The organism is Streptomyces sp. NBC_00316 (assembly GCF_036158715.1).
GTDB lineage: Bacteria > Actinomycetota > Actinomycetes > Streptomycetales > Streptomycetaceae > Streptomyces.
Map to the genome: position 1 here is coordinate 1,128,064 of NZ_CP108023.1, position 15,789 is coordinate 1,143,852.

14 protein-coding genes are annotated in these 15,789 nt (G+C 71.8%); 1 reads left to right on the forward strand and 13 read right to left on the reverse strand.

Features of this window, described 5'->3' with window-relative positions; all coding sequences use genetic code 11:
- Positions 1–38: 38 nt before the first annotated feature.
- The 13 genes from hypF to OG878_RS05235 form a co-directional block, all read right to left on the reverse strand.
- The gene (hypF, locus tag OG878_RS05180; RefSeq protein ID WP_328885652.1) at positions 39–2,447 is read right to left on the reverse strand and encodes a carbamoyltransferase HypF; all 2,409 of its coding nucleotides are present in this window, start codon (positions 2,445–2,447) and stop codon (positions 39–41) included.
- Complete coding sequence (hypB, locus tag OG878_RS05185; RefSeq protein ID WP_328885653.1) at positions 2,444–3,355, reverse strand: hydrogenase nickel incorporation protein HypB; 912 nt, start codon at positions 3,353–3,355, stop codon at positions 2,444–2,446. The genes hypF and hypB overlap by 4 nt, the downstream gene beginning before the upstream one ends.
- Positions 3,356–3,358: 3 nt before the next feature.
- Positions 3,359–3,751 (reverse strand): hydrogenase maturation nickel metallochaperone HypA/HybF, encoded by a 393-nt coding sequence (locus tag OG878_RS05190; protein ID WP_328885654.1) that lies wholly within the window; start codon positions 3,749–3,751, stop codon positions 3,359–3,361.
- A 128-nt stretch (positions 3,752–3,879) separates the two neighbouring features.
- Entirely contained in the window at positions 3,880–3,984 is a 105-nt protein-coding gene (locus tag OG878_RS42190) for a DUF6893 family small protein (protein WP_443049061.1), read from the reverse strand.
- 29 nt (positions 3,985–4,013) lie between these two features.
- Entirely contained in the window at positions 4,014–4,553 is a 540-nt protein-coding gene (locus OG878_RS05195; RefSeq protein WP_328885655.1) for a hydrogenase maturation protease, read from the reverse strand.
- Positions 4,550–5,998 (reverse strand): hypothetical protein, encoded by a 1,449-nt coding sequence (locus OG878_RS05200; protein ID WP_328885656.1) that lies wholly within the window; start codon positions 5,996–5,998, stop codon positions 4,550–4,552. The genes OG878_RS05195 and OG878_RS05200 overlap by 4 nt, the downstream gene beginning before the upstream one ends.
- Positions 5,995–6,696 carry a DUF6084 family protein gene (locus OG878_RS05205; protein WP_328885657.1) on the reverse strand — a complete coding sequence of 234 codons (702 nt, stop codon included), beginning with the start codon at positions 6,694–6,696 and terminating at the stop codon, positions 5,995–5,997. Before OG878_RS05205 ends, OG878_RS05200 begins: the two co-directional genes overlap by 4 nt.
- Complete coding sequence (locus OG878_RS05210) at positions 6,693–7,355, reverse strand: DUF5947 family protein (RefSeq protein WP_328885658.1); 663 nt, start codon at positions 7,353–7,355, stop codon at positions 6,693–6,695. Before OG878_RS05210 ends, OG878_RS05205 begins: the two co-directional genes overlap by 4 nt.
- Positions 7,352–7,963: a hypothetical protein gene (locus OG878_RS05215; RefSeq protein ID WP_328885659.1), complete on the reverse strand. Its 612-nt coding sequence runs from the start codon at positions 7,961–7,963 to the stop codon at positions 7,352–7,354. Before OG878_RS05215 ends, OG878_RS05210 begins: the two co-directional genes overlap by 4 nt.
- Positions 7,960–9,744 carry a nickel-dependent hydrogenase large subunit gene (locus tag OG878_RS05220; RefSeq protein ID WP_328891140.1) on the reverse strand — a complete coding sequence of 595 codons (1,785 nt, stop codon included), beginning with the start codon at positions 9,742–9,744 and terminating at the stop codon, positions 7,960–7,962. Before OG878_RS05220 ends, OG878_RS05215 begins: the two co-directional genes overlap by 4 nt.
- A gap of 106 nt (positions 9,745–9,850) precedes the next feature.
- Complete coding sequence (locus OG878_RS05225) at positions 9,851–10,936, reverse strand: hydrogenase expression protein HypE (RefSeq protein WP_328885660.1); 1,086 nt, start codon at positions 10,934–10,936, stop codon at positions 9,851–9,853.
- Positions 10,937–10,995: 59 nt separating this feature from the next.
- Positions 10,996–12,780, reverse strand: a complete 1,785-nt coding sequence (locus tag OG878_RS05230; protein ID WP_328885661.1) for a hydrogenase maturation protein — start codon at positions 12,778–12,780, stop codon at positions 10,996–10,998.
- Between the two features lie 240 nt (positions 12,781–13,020).
- Entirely contained in the window at positions 13,021–13,545 is a 525-nt protein-coding gene (locus OG878_RS05235; protein ID WP_328885662.1) for a DoxX family protein, read from the reverse strand.
- 213 nt (positions 13,546–13,758) lie between these two features.
- On the opposite strand from OG878_RS05235, the gene OG878_RS05240 reads away from it, so the two are divergent.
- Positions 13,759–15,774, forward strand: a complete 2,016-nt coding sequence (locus OG878_RS05240; protein ID WP_328885663.1) for an NADPH-dependent 2,4-dienoyl-CoA reductase — start codon at positions 13,759–13,761, stop codon at positions 15,772–15,774.
- The last annotated feature ends 15 nt before the right edge of the window (positions 15,775–15,789 follow it).

The following is a 15,789-nucleotide window of genomic DNA, read 5'->3' on the forward strand; positions in this document are numbered from 1 at the left end:
TGTTGTGGGGGCTCTGCCCGGCCCTGCCGGGCGGGGCGTCAGTCGACGACGGCGCCCGTGCGCGCAGCTCCGGCGCGGGCGGCCACCATGAGCTGGCCGAGCGCCAGTCCGCCGTCGTTCGGGGGTACCTGCCGGTGACGCAGGACGGTGAAGCCGTTCCCGCTCAGCTTCCGGGCGCACAGGCAGGAGAGCAGGATGTTGGCGAACACCCCTCCGGTCAGGGCGACTTCGTGCAACCCGTGCTGCTCGCGGGCGGCGATGCACACCTGGAGGACGAGGTCCGCGACGGCCGCGTGGAAGCGCGCGGCGACGAGCGCCGGCGCGGTACCTGCGCGCACCTCGTCGACGACGGCTGCCAGGACCGGCGACGGATCCATGACCAGCGGCTGCCCGTCGCCCGTGGCCGCGGGGCGCAGGGCGAAGCGGTAACAGGGCCCGGGACCGTCGGCAGCGCCGGCCGCGGCTGCCTCCAGCTCGACGGCGGCCTGGGCCTCGTACCCGGACCGGTGGCAGACGCCCGCGAGCGAGGAGACGGCGTCGAACAGCCGGCCCATGCTGGACGTGGGGACGCAGTTGAGGTTGCGCTCCAACTGGCGGAGCAGCACGCGCCGTTCGTCCGGCGCACAGACCGCCGCGCACGGCAGGTCGTCCGTGGGGGCGATGCCTGCCGCGTACAGATGGGCCAGTGCCATCCGGTAGGGGCGGCGTACGGCGGCGTCGCCGCCGGGCAGCGGGACGTAGGCAAGGTGCGCGAAGCGGTGGTACGCGTCGTAGTCGGCGAGCAGGATCTCGCCGCCCCACACCGCCCCGTCGTCCCCGTAGCCGGTGCCGTCGAACGCAACACCGATCACCCGGCGGCTGCCGTCCCGGCCGTGCTCGGCAAGCGCGGCGGCGATGTGGGCGTGGTGGTGCTGGACGCGCACCACCGGCCGGCCGTCGGCCGCGCGCGAGGCCCACTGGCCGCTGCGGTAGCCGGGGTGCCGGTCGGTGGCCAGGAGGCCGGGCCGCACGCCGGTGAGGGTCTCCAGGTGCTGTTCGGCGCGTGCGAAGGCCTGCTGCGTGGCCAGGTCGTCCATGTCGCCGACATGGGCCGAGAGCCAGGCCCTGCGCTCCTCGGCGAGGCAGAAGGTGTTCTTCAGGTCGCCGCCGGTGGCGAGGGTCGCCGGCACCGAGTACGGCAGGACGATGGGCAGCGGGGCGTATCCGCGTGAGCGGCGTACGATCAGCGGCTCCCCGTCGCAGATACGGACCACGGAGTCGTCGCACGGCACATGGATCGGGCGGTCGTGCGTGAGCCAGCCGTCGGCCAGACGGTCCAGCCGCTCCAGCGCCTCGTCGTCGTCCGTGACGATCGGCTCGCCGGCCACGTTGCCGCTGGTCATGACGAGCAGGCGCGGTCCCGGCGGGTCGCCGGGCAGACCGAGCAGCAGGTGGTGCAGCGGGGTGTACGGGAGCATCACGCCGAGGTCGGGGCTGCCCGGGGCAACCGCGTCGGACGGCCACGGGGCGCCGGGACCGGGGCGCGCGCCGGCGCGGCGTCGCACCAGGACGACGGGACGGACCTCGCCGGTGAGCAGGGCCCGCTCCTCGCCGTCCAGGTGGACGAGGTGCGCGACGTCGTCGACGTGCCGGGCCATGATGGCGAACGGCTTGTCCCCACGGGCCTTGCGGCGGCGCAGCAGGGCCACCGCGTCGGGGTTCTCGGCGTCGCATGCGAGGTGGTAGCCGCCGAGCCCCTTGACCGCGAGTACCGCACCCTCGGACAGCAGCCGGCGGGCCTGCGCCACCGGGTCGCTTCCGGATGCGTACTGCGGGGGCAGCGAGCGGTCCGCCGGCCGCAGGAGCAGACGCAGCCGGGGGCCGCAGGCGGGGCAGGCGACCGGCTGGGCGTGGAAGCGCCGGTCGGCGGGGTCGGTGTACTCGTGGGCGCAGTCCGCGCACATCGGGAAGCCGGCCATGGTCGTGTGGGCACGGTCGTACGGCACTCCGGTGACGATGGTGAACCGGGGCCCGCAGTGTGTGCAGGTGATGAACGGGTGGCGGTGGCGCCGGTCGGCCGGGTCGGCGAGTTCAGCGAGGCAGTCGGCGCAGGTCGCCACGTCCGGAGGGACCAGTGTGCGGGCCGGTCCGCCGGGCAGGGAGGCCACGATGCTGAAGCGGGACCCGCCCGCGGCGGGGACCTCGGTGTGGTCGACGGAGTCCACCTGGGCGAGCGGTGGTGCGTCGGCGGCGATCCCGTCGCAGAACAGCGCCACGGCGGCCGGGGCGCCTTCGACCTCGGCGACGACGCCTTCGGTGGTGTTGGTGACGTGTCCGGCCAGGCCGAGTCCGGTGGCGCGGGCGTACAGGTAGGGCCGGAAGCCGACGCCCTGTACGACACCTCGGACGACGACCCGCCTGCGCTGGACGGCTCCGGCGACGGCGGCGCCGGTCTGTGGGGTCGTCACGAGAGGTACTGCGCCCCGGACACGGGTTCGGTCGTCATGACGAGCGGCTCGTCGGGGTGCGTGTGCGTGTGGGGGCCGGTGTGCGGGTGCTCGTGCGTGCCGAGGTCCGAGTGCGTGTGCGTGAGGGTGTGCGTATGGGTGTGGGTGTGCGTGCCTCCGTGGTCGTGCGAACTGTGCGCGCCGTGGTCGTGCGGGGTGTGCGCGCCACGCGTGTACGTGTGCTGTCGGGCCATCACCGGGGTGTGGACCGGGGCACCCTCCCCGATGGCCAGGGCCCGGTCGAGCAGTGAGCCCACCCCCTGACCGCGGCGGGCGGCGGTCAGGAGGATTTCCACACCGGGGTTGACCTGCTGGACATGGGCGCGGAACGCGGCCTCGTCGAATTCGACGGCCTCTGCGATGTCGGTCTTGGTGACCACGACGAGATGGGCCAGTCCGAAGGCGGTCGGATACTTCAGCGGTTTGTCCTCGCCCTCGGTCACGGAGGCCAGGACCACCCTGAGCGTCTCCCCGAGGTCGTACGCCGCGGGGCAGACCAGGTTCCCGACGTTCTCCACGAAGAGGATCCGGGTCCCGTCCGGCAGCCAGTTGTCGAGGTGGCGGCCCAGCATCGCGGCCTCCAGGTGGCAGAGGCCGTCGGTGAGGACCTGCTTGACCGGAGCACCGGACCGGGCGAGGCGTGCGGCGTCGTTCTCGGTGGCGAGGTCGGCGGTGAGCGCGGCGACCGGAACGCCCCGCTCGCAGGCCAGGGCGAGTTCGCGTTCGAGCAGTTCGGTCTTGCCGCTGCCCGGACTGGAGAGCAGGTTGACGACGGTGGTGCCGCGCGCAGTGAGGCCGGCGCGCAGACTGTGGGCCGTCGCGTCGTTCTTGGCGAGTACCGCCTGCTGCAGGTCGACTTCACGGCACATCGTTCAGCACTCCTGGGAGATCGGTTCGCGAGCGGGTTCGGGGGCGGCGCCGTCCTCCCAGCGCACCCCGGCGATCTGCAGTTCGCGGCCGCAGAGCAGTTCCGCGGTCGCCTCACCGCAGGCCGGGCAGCTCAGTTGCGGTGGCATGCCGACCGCCCATTCGTCCGCGCACGGCGCACACCGCGCGCGGGCGGTCACGGATTCCACGATGAGTTCGGCGCCTTCCAGGACGGTTCCGGCGCAGGCGAGTCCGAAGGAGAAGGAGAGGGCGTCCGGGACGACTCCGGCCAGTTCACCCACCTGGAGCCGGACGCACGTGACCGCGGTCGCTCCGCCGGCCCGGGCGGCCTCGGCCACCTGGTCGACGACGGCCATGGCGATGGACATCTCGTGCATGGGGTTCTCCGTCCTGCCGTGCGTCATTACAGCGGCGGGCGATGCGGGCCGGCGGCCCGGCTCGCCGGTACCCGCACGGCACATGCACCATTCGGTGCAGCCGTGCGCCGGGGCGGGTGCGGGCGTGGTCACATGTTGCGCATCCGCAGATAGCGCCGGAAGTCGGGCAGGATCTGCACGGCGACGGCGGCGAGTGCGGCAGCGGCGAGACCGCAGACGAGGGTCTTCTTCATGGTGGTTGATTCCTTCGGGTCGGTTCGGGTCAGGACCGGGTGGCCGTCCGCCGGACGGCACCGGTGCGGTCTTCTTCTCGTACGAGATCCAGGACCATCCGTACTGCCGCCGGCACCGCGGCGGCCACGGGGGCGCTCAGCCCGATCCCCTCGTCGACGCTCTCGGGTTCGCAGCCGACGACGAGGATGCGCCCGGGCGGGACGGCGCCGGTGCCCGCGCACAGCGTGCCGAGCAGTGCCAGGACCGCGTCGGGGGTCATCCGGTGGCCGTCGAGCACGGCGCCGCCCGGCTCGGCGGCGGCGGGTTCACCGGCCTCGATCAGGTACAGCGTTCCGGGGACGCCGCCGCGCCGGGTGGCGTCGATCAGGACGAGCGTGTCGTATCCGTCGAGGAGCTCGTAGGCGAGGTGGACGCCCCGTACGCCGATGTCGACGGCCTCGACGTGATCGGGCAGTGCATGCGCGGACAGTGCGCGCACCGTCTCGACTCCGAAGCCGTCGTCGCCGAGGAAGATGTTCCCGATCCCGGCGACCAGAGTGCTCGGGCGCTGCGGCGCAAGGGTGTTCACGCGTCCTCCAGGGGAGCGATCTCGTCCGGCTGGAAGTACAGGAAGCGCCCCTGCTCACGGCGGATGTCCGCGCCCGGGTCGCCTTCGACGGTGACCGCGAGGTGCACTCCTCCGTCGACGTCGTGCAGCACCGCTTCGACCTGCGCGCTGCGGCCCTTGAGGAACAGGTCCTGGGCGTCGGTCCGCCGCAGCCCCGGTCGCAGAAGGACACGGCTGCCCACTCCCACGGACCGGCCGTCCACCAGGATCCGGTCGCGGGACGGGTCGGCGGTGTCCCCGCCCGCCGGGTCCCACCACGGGGTGTCGGGGCGGAGCACGCCGCGGGCGTCGACCAGGTCCACGCCGTCCGGCAGGGCGTCCGGCGGGTCGGGCGGGGGTGTGTCGGGTCCGGTGACCTCGCGCAGGGCCCGTACCGCTCCGTGCAGCCGCTCCAGCACCTCCGGGGGCATCGACTCGGCCAGGTCGATGACGGCGGCCGCCCGGGGATCGGTGCCGCGGGCCTCGCGCTTCTCCTGGTCGGTCAGGGCCGCCGTGCGCAGGGCGAGGATCTCGTCGATCTCGGTGGCGTCGTAGAGCGTTCCGGGGCTCTCGGGAGCGATGGCCGGGTGGTCCTCCAGGATGATCGGGGACGACAGGACCAGGTCCGCGCGATCCGGCTCGCCTGCGAGAACGGGCCAGGTGTGCAGGTTGCGGCAGGCCGCGACCGCGCCCTTCGCCCACTCCGGCGGGTCCGTCATCGACAGGAAGGATCCCGCGCTGAGACCCAGCAGGACATGGGTGGCGACGAGCGACCTCGCGAGTGCGGCGTCGCGGTCGGTGCCGGCCGGGTCCGGTGTCCAGGTGCTCGTGTTCTCGACCACCGCGGTGAGCCGCATGACCCGGTACGGGCCGTCGAGTTCGCGGACGGACAGCCGGACGACACCGCTGACCTCCTCGCAGCGGCGGACCAGGCGGCCCACCGTCCGCCCGTCGGCGTCCAGGACGGGTTCGGTCTCCTCGCGGGCGGCCCGGGTGAAGGGCACGGTGACGCCGTCCCCGGTCAGTTCGGCGACGTCCACGAGCACTTCGACCCGTTCCTCGGCGCCTTCGTCCCACGGGACGAGCACCCGGTCGGCGAGGTCGAGCCGGGTCACGGTCTCGAACGTGCCGTCTTCACGGGCCTGTTGGACGGTGCGTCGCTGAGCGTGCAGGAACCGGGCCTCGACGGCGAGGGCCGCGCCGGGCCTCGGCTCCATCAGGCACTCGGTGTGCTGGAACTCGTGCTCCTCGCGGTCGGCACCCCAGCCGGGCGGCACTAGCACCCCGAACTGCCAGCGCAGCCGGTTCTTGGCCGCGGAGGCCCGGTACGGGTACAGCACATACCCTTCGAAGAGAACGGTGTCGGCCACCTGCCGTGCGGCGGCGAACCGGGACTCCAGTGCGGGCGTGAGCAGGGATGCGGTCACGGCGCCGTCCTCTCGGTGACGCGGGGGAGCACGGCCCGGTGCGCGGGGCGTTCCGGCGGCGGTGGTTGCGTGACGTCCGCAAGTCCGAGCAGCGCCTGGACGGTTGCCTCCCAGGACGGCAGTGCCTGCCGCGAGCGGAAGGCCAGCAGTGCGTCCATGGTGTCGCGCGGCAGCCGGATCCAGCCGCAGCCCGGGAAGTGCTGCTCGACCATCTCCCGCCACACCTCCACCGGCATCCGGAAGGACGCCTCGCGGTCCCAGGGCACCGGCTCGACGTGGAAGCCGGCGTCCCCGGTGAAGGCGGTGCCGGAGAAGAGCAGGAGGAGCGGCACCTCACCGTCCCGGAGCGCGTCGAAGTACCGTGTCGCGGCGATGTCGAGGTCGTAGGTGCACGGCACCACCAGGTCCGTCTCGGTCTCGCCGGTGAAGGACGGGACCATGAGGGTCACCTGGGCGAACTGCAGGGGCTGGAGCGTGCTGCCCCAGCGTGAGCGGTCGCCGAACAGGTCGTGCAGTGCGTCGGCCTCGGCCGGCTCGTAACCCCGCCGGGCCGGTTCGATACGGATCTGGCAGCGCAGGGCGAGGGCGTGCACCCGGGCTTCCTCGGAAGCGGTGATGCGCAGCCTGAACACCAGGGTGGGTCCTGCCGCATACGGGTCGGCGCGGACTCCGGTGCACGTGAAGGCGAATTCCGTCATCCCGGCCGCCCCGTCCCCTGGGTCCGGGCACGTTCTTCGACATGGGCGAAGAACGCCTGGAGGTCGGCTCTGGCCTCGGCTCCGCCGTCGAAACCCTGCCACAGCAGGCGCATGCGTCCCACCAGCTCGTAACAGATGTCGATCGGCACGAGGTAGCACTCGGCCCGGCCCTCCGTGCGGCGCATCAGGAGTGCCTCGACGTCGGGTTCGAGCAGGGCGGCGAGGCTGCTGGCGCCGAGCACGGTCTGCCAGGTCTCCGGGTCGAGTTCGCTCTCGGTGGCTCCGGCCGGGCTCGGGTAGAGCGCGACCAGCCGGTCCAGTGCCGCGTTACGGAAGAAGAAGGCGACGCCGACCGGGATCTGCAGGCGCTCCCACGCGCCGTCGTCGAGACGGTGGTCCGCGTCGCACAGATAGCGGTCCGGGACGGTGCGGAAGCGTCCGCGGGCTGCGCCCTGCCGTTCGAAGAGCAGGGCGCACGGAATGCACGCGCAGGCGAGCGAACGCTTCTCGGTGTCGACGAGATGGCGGTGACCGCTCTCGGTGACCGGCACGCCGCACAGCTCGCAGCGCTCCTGCCGGGGTTCCGGCGGCCCGGCGAATCTGCGCAGGCCCCGGGGCCGGGAGACGGGGGCCGGACGCTCGGCCGGGGCCGCGCTCATGTCGTCTTCGCCGGGGCGCCGTGCCCGGCTCCGGCGGTTCCGGCGGGCGGGCGGGTGGCGATCTGCAGCAGGGGCGGCTCCCGGTCGGTGGCCGTGGACTCCATCTCCACGCGGTTCACTTCCGGTACGTAGCAGGCCAGCGCGTCCTCGACACTTCGCTGCGCCGCGGCGGGCGTGGCCGTGCAACCGCAGCCACCGCTGTCCGCGGACGAGGGCCGCAGCCGCAGAACACCGGTCTCCTCGTCGAAACCGACGACCTCGACGGGGTCGCGCACGGAGTCCAGGGCGCGTGCGATGCGGGTGCGGGTGTCCTCGGGGTGCAGATCGTGCAGGGCCAGCAGGCTCGACACGAGTTCGTCGTCGAGGAGTGCGGCGAAGGGGCCCTCGCCGGCTCCACCGTCCGCCGGCGCGCCGAGGCGGTCGACGATCCGGGCCAGACCGGCGCCGTAGAAGTCCATCAGGACCCGTACCAGTTCCTCGGCCGCGGCGCATACCTCCCGGTCGCCCGTGGTGGTCAGACGGTCGAGCAGTTCGTCGACCCGGTGCCCGGCTTCCACGGCGTCGAGGGCCCTCGGCGTCGCGACGGCCGGCGGGGCTGCGGCGCTCATCCGGCCAGTCCGCTCAGTCCGGTCGGCACGTGCATCTTCTCCACGGTCCTGCCGCCGCCGACGTACATGTGGACACCGCACGGCAGACAGGGGTCGAAGCTGCGCACGGCCCGCATGATGTCGATGCCCTTGAAGTTCTCCGGGGAGTTCTCCTCGAAGATCGGCGTGTTCTGCACCGCGTCCTCGTAGGGGCCGGGCGTGCCGAACGTGTCCCGGGTGCTGGCGTTCCACGGAGTGGGCGGATAGGGATGGTAGTTGGCGATCTTTCCGTCCCTGATCACCATGTGGTGCGAGAGCACGCCGCGCACGGCCTCGGTGAAGCCGACGCCGATGCTCTCGTCCGGCACGTCGAACTTCTCCCAGGTCTGGGTGCGTCCGGCGCGGACCTCCTCGAGTCCCTTCTCCGCACAGTGCAGCGCGATCGCGGCGGCGTACGCCTGGAAGTAGGTCCGCGCGCGGTTGCGTTCCAGCGCGTTGCTCCACTTCGGGATCTTCCACTCGAAGGTGGTCTCCGGCTTGGTCATCGTGCGCGGCAGGTTGATGACGACGCTGTGGCCGGTGGCCTTCACATAGCCGACATCGACGAGCCCGGACAGGGCGGTGGACCAGAGGCGGGCGATGGGACCGCCGCCGGTGTCCAGCGCCAGGTGGTCCTTGCCGTCGAACCAGCGCGGCGACATCACCCAGCTGTACTTGTCGTCGAAGTTCCGCTTCTGCGGTGCGGGAATGGTGTGCTGGTTCCACGGGTGGCGCGGGTCCACGGGGTTGCCCAGCGGGTCGTGGGTGACGAACTGTTCCTTGCCCTCCCAGTCGTCGTAGTACGAGCTGCCGAGCAGGATCCGGATGCCGAGGTTGATCTCGGTGAGGTCGTTGGTGACCAGTTTGCCGTCCACGATTACACCGGGGGTGACGAACATCTTCCGTCCCCAGTCCGTCATGTTGGCGTACGTGAAGTCGCAGTACTCGGGGTCGTTGAGCGCTCCCCAGCAGCCGAGCAGCACCCGTCGCCGGCCGACCTCCTCGTACCCGGGCAGCGCCTCGTAGAAGAAGTCGAACAGGTCGTCGTGCAGAGGGACGACCCGCTTCATGAACTCCACGTACCGCATGAGGCGGCTCAGGTAGTCCGTGAAGAGCTGGACGGACGCGACCGTTCCCACACCGCCCGGGTAGAGCGTGGAGGGGTGCACATGGCGCCCCTCCATCAGGCAGAACATCTCCCGCGTGTACCGGCTCACTTGAAGAGCCTCGCGGTAGAACTCGCCCTCGATCGGATTGAGGGAGCGCATGATGTCGGCGATCGTGCGGTAGCCGTGCTCCCCTGCGTGCGGCGCCTCGGTGCGCTCGGCGAGCTCCAGGACTCCCGGGTTGGTCTCGCGGACCATCTTCTCGCAGTAGTCGACCCCGACCAGGTTCTCCTGGAAGATGTTGTGGTCGAACATGTACTCCGCGGACTCGCCCAGGTTGATGATCCACTCACCGAGGTGCGGCGGCTTCACCCCGTAGGCCATGTTCTGCGTGTACACGGAACAGGTGGCGTGGTTGTCGCCGCAGATGCCGCAGATGCGGCTGGTGATGAAGTGGGCGTCCCGGGGGTCCTTGCCCCGCATGAAGACGCTGTACCCACGGAAGACCGACGAGGTGCTGTAGCACTCCGCGACCCGTTTCTGCTTGAAGTCGATCTTCGTGTGGATGCCGAGACTTCCTACGATCCGGGTGATCGGATCCCAGGCCATCTCGACGAGGCCGCTGCCGTCGCCGGCCGCCTTCGTCGTGGGTGTCATCGTGTGTGCCATGACCCTTCTGTGGAGCGGGAGTTGTGGGAGAGGAGCGGGAGGGAAAAGCCTTCGGCCGCCGGGGATGCGCCGCCCGGACGGGAGACGGGACCGGTCACCAGGGCGGGCGGTACCCGGTGGTCAGCTTCTGGCCCGTGTGACGCCACTTCGGTTCCCGGTCCACGGTCCTGGCCGTGACCGACCGGAGCCTGCGGATGACGGCCCCGTACGCCCCGCTGGCGGTGCTGGAGACCTTGCCACCGGGCGGTTCGTCCATGAACGGCATGAACTTGTCGGGGAAGCCCGGCATGGTGCAGGCGATGCAGATGCCACCGACGTTCGGGCAGCCGCCGATGCCGTTCATCCAGCCGCGCTTGGGGACGTTGCATTTCACGACCGGGCCCCAGCAGCCGAGCTTGACCAGGCACTTGGGCGAGTCGTACGTGGCGGCGAACTGGCCCTGCTCGTAGTAGCCGGCCCGGTCGCACCCCTCGTGCACGGTGGCACCGAAGAGCCAGGTCGGACGCAGCTTGTCGTCCAGCGGAATCATCGGGGCGGAGCCGACTGCCTGGTAGAGCAGATAGGTGAGGGTCTCCGAGAAGTTGTCCGGCTGGATCGGGCAGCCCGGCACACACACGATCGGGATGCCCGCCTTCGAGGTCCAGTCCCAGCCCAGGTAGTCGGGCACGCCCATGGCACCGGTCGGATTGCCGGCCATCGCATGGATGCCGCCGTAGGTGGCGCAGGTGCCGATGGCGACGACCGCCAGGGCCTTGGGCGCCAGCCGGTCGATCCACTCACTGGTCGTGATCGGCTGACCGGTCTCCGGGTCGTCGCCGAAGCCGCACCAGTACCCCTCCTGCTTGATCGACTCGTTGGGGATGGATCCCTCGACGACCAGCACGAAGGGATCGATCTCGCCGCGTTCACCCTTGAAGAACCACTCGATGAAGGTGTCCGCACCGCCGACCGGACCGCATTCGAAGTCGATCAGGGGCCAGTGGACCTGGATCTTCGGCAGGCCCGGCAGCACACCCAGCACGATCTCCTCGATGCTCGGCTGCATCGCCGCGGTCAGTGACACCGAGTCGCCGTCACAGCTCAGTCCCGCGTTGATCCAGAGGATGTGGATCGGGGACTCCTCGTCGGCGGCCGATCCGTCCGTCCGGGCACCGGCCGTGTTCGCTGTTGCTGCACCCATGGGGATGCCTCCTTGGGGAACTCTGGGGTGAAAGCACACATATCGGCCTCCATGTCCAGCTAACAGGCAGCCGGTCCCGGGAGGTGGGCGAGCGCCGCCGTTGTAGTGACATCGCGGTCCGGAGCGGCGGCCGCTCGCACCGGGCCCCTGCCGTGTTCGCCGCCGCCGGTGCCGTGCGGCGTCCGGACCGTGGGCTGTTTGCGTACGAAGGCCCGGCGCAGCGCGTGGTGGGGCGCGTCCGGATCGAAGAAGATGGACCGCATCGCGGCGAGTTCCTCCTGCCGGTGGGCGGCCAGGGGCTTGACCGCCTCCTGGCGTTCCAGGGCCGTCTTCTTCCGGGCGATGCGGGCCCGTACGGCGTCCGACGAGGCCAGCCGCGCGGCCAGCCGGACGGCCTCGCCTGCGAAGTCCTCGGACGGGCAGGCGATCGTCCGGTCCACCAGGCCGATCCGCTCGGCAGCCTCGGTGCCGAGCGGGAGCGCTTCCCGGACGAGCCGTTCGGCCGCCTCCGGCCCCACTCTGCGCGGCAGGGTAAGGGTCCAGTACTCGGAGCCGGACAGTCCCATCAGCCGGTAGTGCGGGTTGAGGACGCAGCCCCTGCGGCACCACACCTCGTCGGCGGCCAGCGCGAGCATCGCTCCGCCGGCGGCCGCGTTGCCGCCCACGGCGGCGACCACCAGTCGGTCGGTGGTGGTCAGCACGGCCTCCACCAGGTCGTTCATGGCGTTGATGTTGGCCCAGGACTCCTCGGCGGGATCGGCCGCCGCCTCGATGACGTTCAGGTGGATGCCGTTGGAGAAGAAGTCCCGGCCGCCGCCCAGCACCAGGACCGAGGTGGGGCGGGAGCAGGCGGACCGGTAGGCGTCCAGGAGACGTGTGCACTGCGCGGTGCTCATGGCCCCGCCGGGGAACGAGAACATGAGGTGCCCGACGGCGCCGGTCTCCTCGTAGCGGATGTCGGTCCAGGTTCCGCGGCGCCCGGAGGCGTCCGCCGGGACCGGAGCGTCGGGCAGCGGCGGCAGCCGGTCGCCGAGCGCCAGGACGGCGGGGAGCTTGAACGGGGCGGGGGCTCCCGGCCTGCGTCTGGCGCGCAGCTCCGGGATCCACACGGCTCCGTCGGCGGTCGCCCGGCAGATCGCGCCGGCCCGCGTGGCGAGCAGGTCACCGGGGCGGCCGCGCAGCCGGTCCTCGGGGTGCCCTCCGTGCAGGAACCACTCGCCGCCGGCCAGTTCGTCGAGTACGCCGGGGTGCGAGTCGGCCGCCCGCAGCTTGCGCAACACCGTCTGCGTGGAGTCGGACCGCCAGTCGATCCGCCGCAGTTCCTGACGGAAGTACGGCCGGGTTCGGCCCGTGGCCGACGCGCCGTCCTGGGGCCGGGGTGTGTACGTGCCCGAGGCGAACCGGTCGAGGGCCAGCAGGACCGCCTTCAGCGCCGCGTCGGAGACCTCGTTGCGATACAGGTCGCTCTTGCCCACCTGCGGTACGGAGAAGTCGGCCGACGCCCAGACGTCACCGGCGTCCATCTCCTCGTCGGCCTGCAGCACCGTCACGCCCCAGCGGGTGGCACCCTCGTGGATCGCCCAGTCGAGCGAGGACGGTCCGCGGTCGCCCACCGGCCCCGGATGGACGACGAGGCAGGTGTGCGCGGACCAGATGTCCCTGGGAAGGGCCGTTCTGAGCATCGGGGCCACGATCAGCTCCGGCTCGAAGCGACGGACCGCGTCCCGCAGACGATCGTCCGAGACGGCGAGTTCGACCGCCACGGTGTGGCCCCGGTCCCGCAGCTCAACGTGAACACGCTGAGTGAGGCTGTTGAACGCACTCGCGACGAGCAGGATGTGCACGGCGGACTCCCGACGGCTCTGCGGCTCTGCGACTCCCGGCCGGTAACGGGTCCGGCCGGCTTCAAGCCTCGGCCCCGCGGGGTGGGCGCTGCCGCCGCCGTGGCAGCGAGTCACCCGAAAGGGAGGGTTCCTGCGCCCACTCGACGTCAGGGATGCGGGCCATCGGGGCGACGGTGCATCGGGACCGGCGCATGCCGGGCCGGTCGGCCCGGGCGGGCCCGTACCCGGCCCCGCCGCGGCTCAGGCGTCGTCCGCGTCCTTGCGCTGCCTCCTGGCGCGCTTCCCGATGACGGCCGCGGCCCCGGCCGCGCTGCCGCCGAAGGCGAGGGCGACGAGCCACGGCTGGTTGAAGACGTGACCGGTGGCGTGGTCGAGGGAGTACCGGCCGGGGCCGGTGAGTCCGATCGCGGCGGCGGTGAACCCGAGGAAGGCCGGGTACTCGTATCCGCCGCCCGTTGCGAAGAAGCCCGCGGGCGCGTGGACGGCGACGGCGGCCGACATCGCGCCGGCCGCGGCGGCTCCGGCGGCCGGGGTGGCGAGGCCGAGGGCCAGCAGGACCCCGCTGCACGCCTCGCCGGCCCCGGCGGCGACGGCGCTGTGCTTCGGAGGATGGAAGCCCATGGCCTCCATGCCCGCGGCGGTCCCTTCGATGCCCCCGCCGCCGAACCAGCCGAACAGCTTCTGACTGCCGTGCGCGACCAAGACCGCGCCGGTGCCGACGCGCAGGACGAGCAGGCCCAGATCACTCCGGCTGAGGCAGGTCATGAGGGGTCTCCATGGGTGTCGGGGGTTGCGTGGCGTACGGGGCCACGGATCCACTCTCCGCGCCGTGGAAGGTGAACGCGGTCCGGTGCTACTCCGTCCGGGGGTGGCCCCGGGCGGGGGCCCGATGCGACGAACGCCATTGTGCAACTTGTTGCACAATGGCATTCCGGTCGTCTACAACTGGCGCAACGACACTGCGCGAGGAGCCGCCGGATGACCCCGTACCCCCACCTGCTGAGCCCGCTCGACCTCGGGTTCACCACCCTGCCCAACCGGGTCCTGATGGGGTCGATGCACGTCGGCCTGGAGGAGGCCGAGCGCGGCTTCGAGCGGATGGCGGCCTTCTACGCGGCCCGCGCCCGCGGCGGTGCCGGCCTCATCGTCACGGGAGGCATCGCGCCGAGCGACCGTGCCCGCCCGTACCCCGGCGGCGCCAAACTGACCACGGAGACGGAGGTCGAGCAGCATGCTCAGGTCACCGCCGCCGTGCACGCGGCGGGCGGCCGGATCGCGATGCAGATCCTGCACTTCGGCCGGTACGCGCACCACCCCGATCTGGTGGCACCGAGCGCGATCCAGGCACCGATCAGTCCGTTCACACCACACGCCCTGACGGACGACGAGGTCGAGGAGACCATCGAGGACTTCGTGCGGACGGCGGAGCTGGCGCGGCAGGCGGGCTACGACGGTGTCGAGATCATGGGCTCCGAGGGCTATCTCATCAATGAGTTCATCGCCGCCGAGACCAATCACCGCACCGACCGCTGGGGCGGCTCGTACGAGAACCGCATGCGCTTCCCGGTCGAGATCGTGCGCCGGGTCCGCGAGCGGGTCGGCAGCGACTTCATCCTGATCTACCGCCTCTCGATGCTGGACCTGGTCCCCGGCGGCTCCTCGCTGGAGGAGGTCGTGCAGCTCGCCCGGGCGATCGAGGCGGCCGGGGCCACGATCATCAACACCGGAATCGGCTGGCACGAGGCCCGCATCCCCACCATTGCGACGTCGGTGCCACGCGGTGCGTACACCTGGGTCACCGAGAAGGTGCGTGGCGCCGTCTCCGTACCGCTGGTGACCAGCAACCGGATCAACACCCCGGAGGTCGCCGAGGAGATCCTCGCCTCGGGCCGTGCGGACATGGTGTCGATGGCCCGGCCGTTCCTCGCCGACCCGGACTTCGTCGCCAAGGCGGCCGCGGGCCGCGCCGACGCGATCAACACCTGCATCGGCTGCAACCAGGCGTGCCTGGACCACACGTTCAGCGGGAAGATCACCTCCTGTCTGGTCAATCCGCGCGCCTGCCACGAGACCGAGCTCACCCTGTCGCCGACCCGGACCCGCAAGCGCGTCGCGGTCGTCGGCGCCGGGCCGGCGGGGCTCGCGTGCGCGGTCTCGGCCTCCGAGCGCGGCCACGAGGTGACGCTCTTCGACGCGGCCGACGAGGTCGGCGGCCAGCTCAATGTCGCGCGCCGGATCCCGGGCAAGGAGGAGTTCAACGAGACACTGCGCTACTTCCGCACCCGGCTCGCGGAGCAGCGGATCGAGCTCCGGCTCGGTACGACGGTCACGCCGGACACCCTCGACGGTTTCGACGAGGTCGTCCTCGCCACCGGGGTCACGCCCCGCTCCCCCGCGATCGAAGGCCTCGACCACCCCAGCGTGGTCAGTTACCTCGACGTCCTGCGCGACGGGGCGCCGGTCGGGCAGCGGGTCGCGGTCATCGGAGCGGGCGGGATCGGCTTCGACGTCGCCGAGTTCCTGACGGACGGCGGCGACGCGGCGAGCCTCGACCCGGAGGTGTTCTTCCGGCACTGGGGGGTCGACACCCGGTACCAGGAGCGCGGCGGTCTGCGCCTGCCCGAACGCCCGAAGCCGCCGCGTACCGTCCACCTGCTCCAGCGCAAGGCGAGCAAGGTCGGCGCGGGGCTCGGGAAGACGACCGGGTGGATCCACCGCACGGAGCTTCGGCACCGCGGCGTGACGATGATCGCGGGCGTCGCGTACGACCGCATCGACGACGACGGCCTGCACCTGACCGTCGACGGCGAACAGCACCTCCTGCCGGTCGACACGGTGGTGCTCTGCGCCGGCCAGGAGCCGCGCCGCGAACTGTACGAGGAGCTGCTCGCCGCAGGCCGTACGGCGCACCTCATCGGTGGCGCCGACGTGGCCGCCGAACTGGACGCGAAGCGGGCGATCCGCCAGGGCACGGAGCTCGCCGCCGCACTGTGACACCGGGCGGCCGCG

What these genes read in the sequence shown, in the direction of transcription:
- hypB (WP_328885653.1), bottom strand. Translation starts at nt 3,355, where the DNA reads ATGTGCCGTGAAGTCGACCTGCAGCAGGCGGTACTCGCCAAGAACGAC.
- OG878_RS05190 (WP_328885654.1), bottom strand. Translation starts at nt 3,751, where the DNA reads ATGCACGAGATGTCCATCGCCATGGCCGTCGTCGACCAGGTGGCCGAG.
- OG878_RS42190 (WP_443049061.1), bottom strand. Translation starts at nt 3,984, where the DNA reads ATGAAGAAGACCCTCGTCTGCGGTCTCGCCGCTGCCGCACTCGCCGCC.
- OG878_RS05205 (WP_328885657.1), bottom strand. Translation starts at nt 6,696, where the DNA reads ATGACGGAATTCGCCTTCACGTGCACCGGAGTCCGCGCCGACCCGTAT.
- OG878_RS05210 (WP_328885658.1), bottom strand. Translation starts at nt 7,355, where the DNA reads ATGAGCGCGGCCCCGGCCGAGCGTCCGGCCCCCGTCTCCCGGCCCCGG.
- OG878_RS05215 (WP_328885659.1), bottom strand. Translation starts at nt 7,963, where the DNA reads ATGAGCGCCGCAGCCCCGCCGGCCGTCGCGACGCCGAGGGCCCTCGAC.
- OG878_RS05220 (WP_328891140.1), bottom strand. Translation starts at nt 9,744, where the DNA reads ATGACACCCACGACGAAGGCGGCCGGCGACGGCAGCGGCCTCGTCGAG.
- OG878_RS05225 (WP_328885660.1), bottom strand. Translation starts at nt 10,936, where the DNA reads ATGGGTGCAGCAACAGCGAACACGGCCGGTGCCCGGACGGACGGATCG.
- OG878_RS05235 (WP_328885662.1), bottom strand. Translation starts at nt 13,545, where the DNA reads ATGACCTGCCTCAGCCGGAGTGATCTGGGCCTGCTCGTCCTGCGCGTC.
- OG878_RS05240 (WP_328885663.1), top strand. Translation starts at nt 13,759, where the DNA reads ATGACCCCGTACCCCCACCTGCTGAGCCCGCTCGACCTCGGGTTCACC.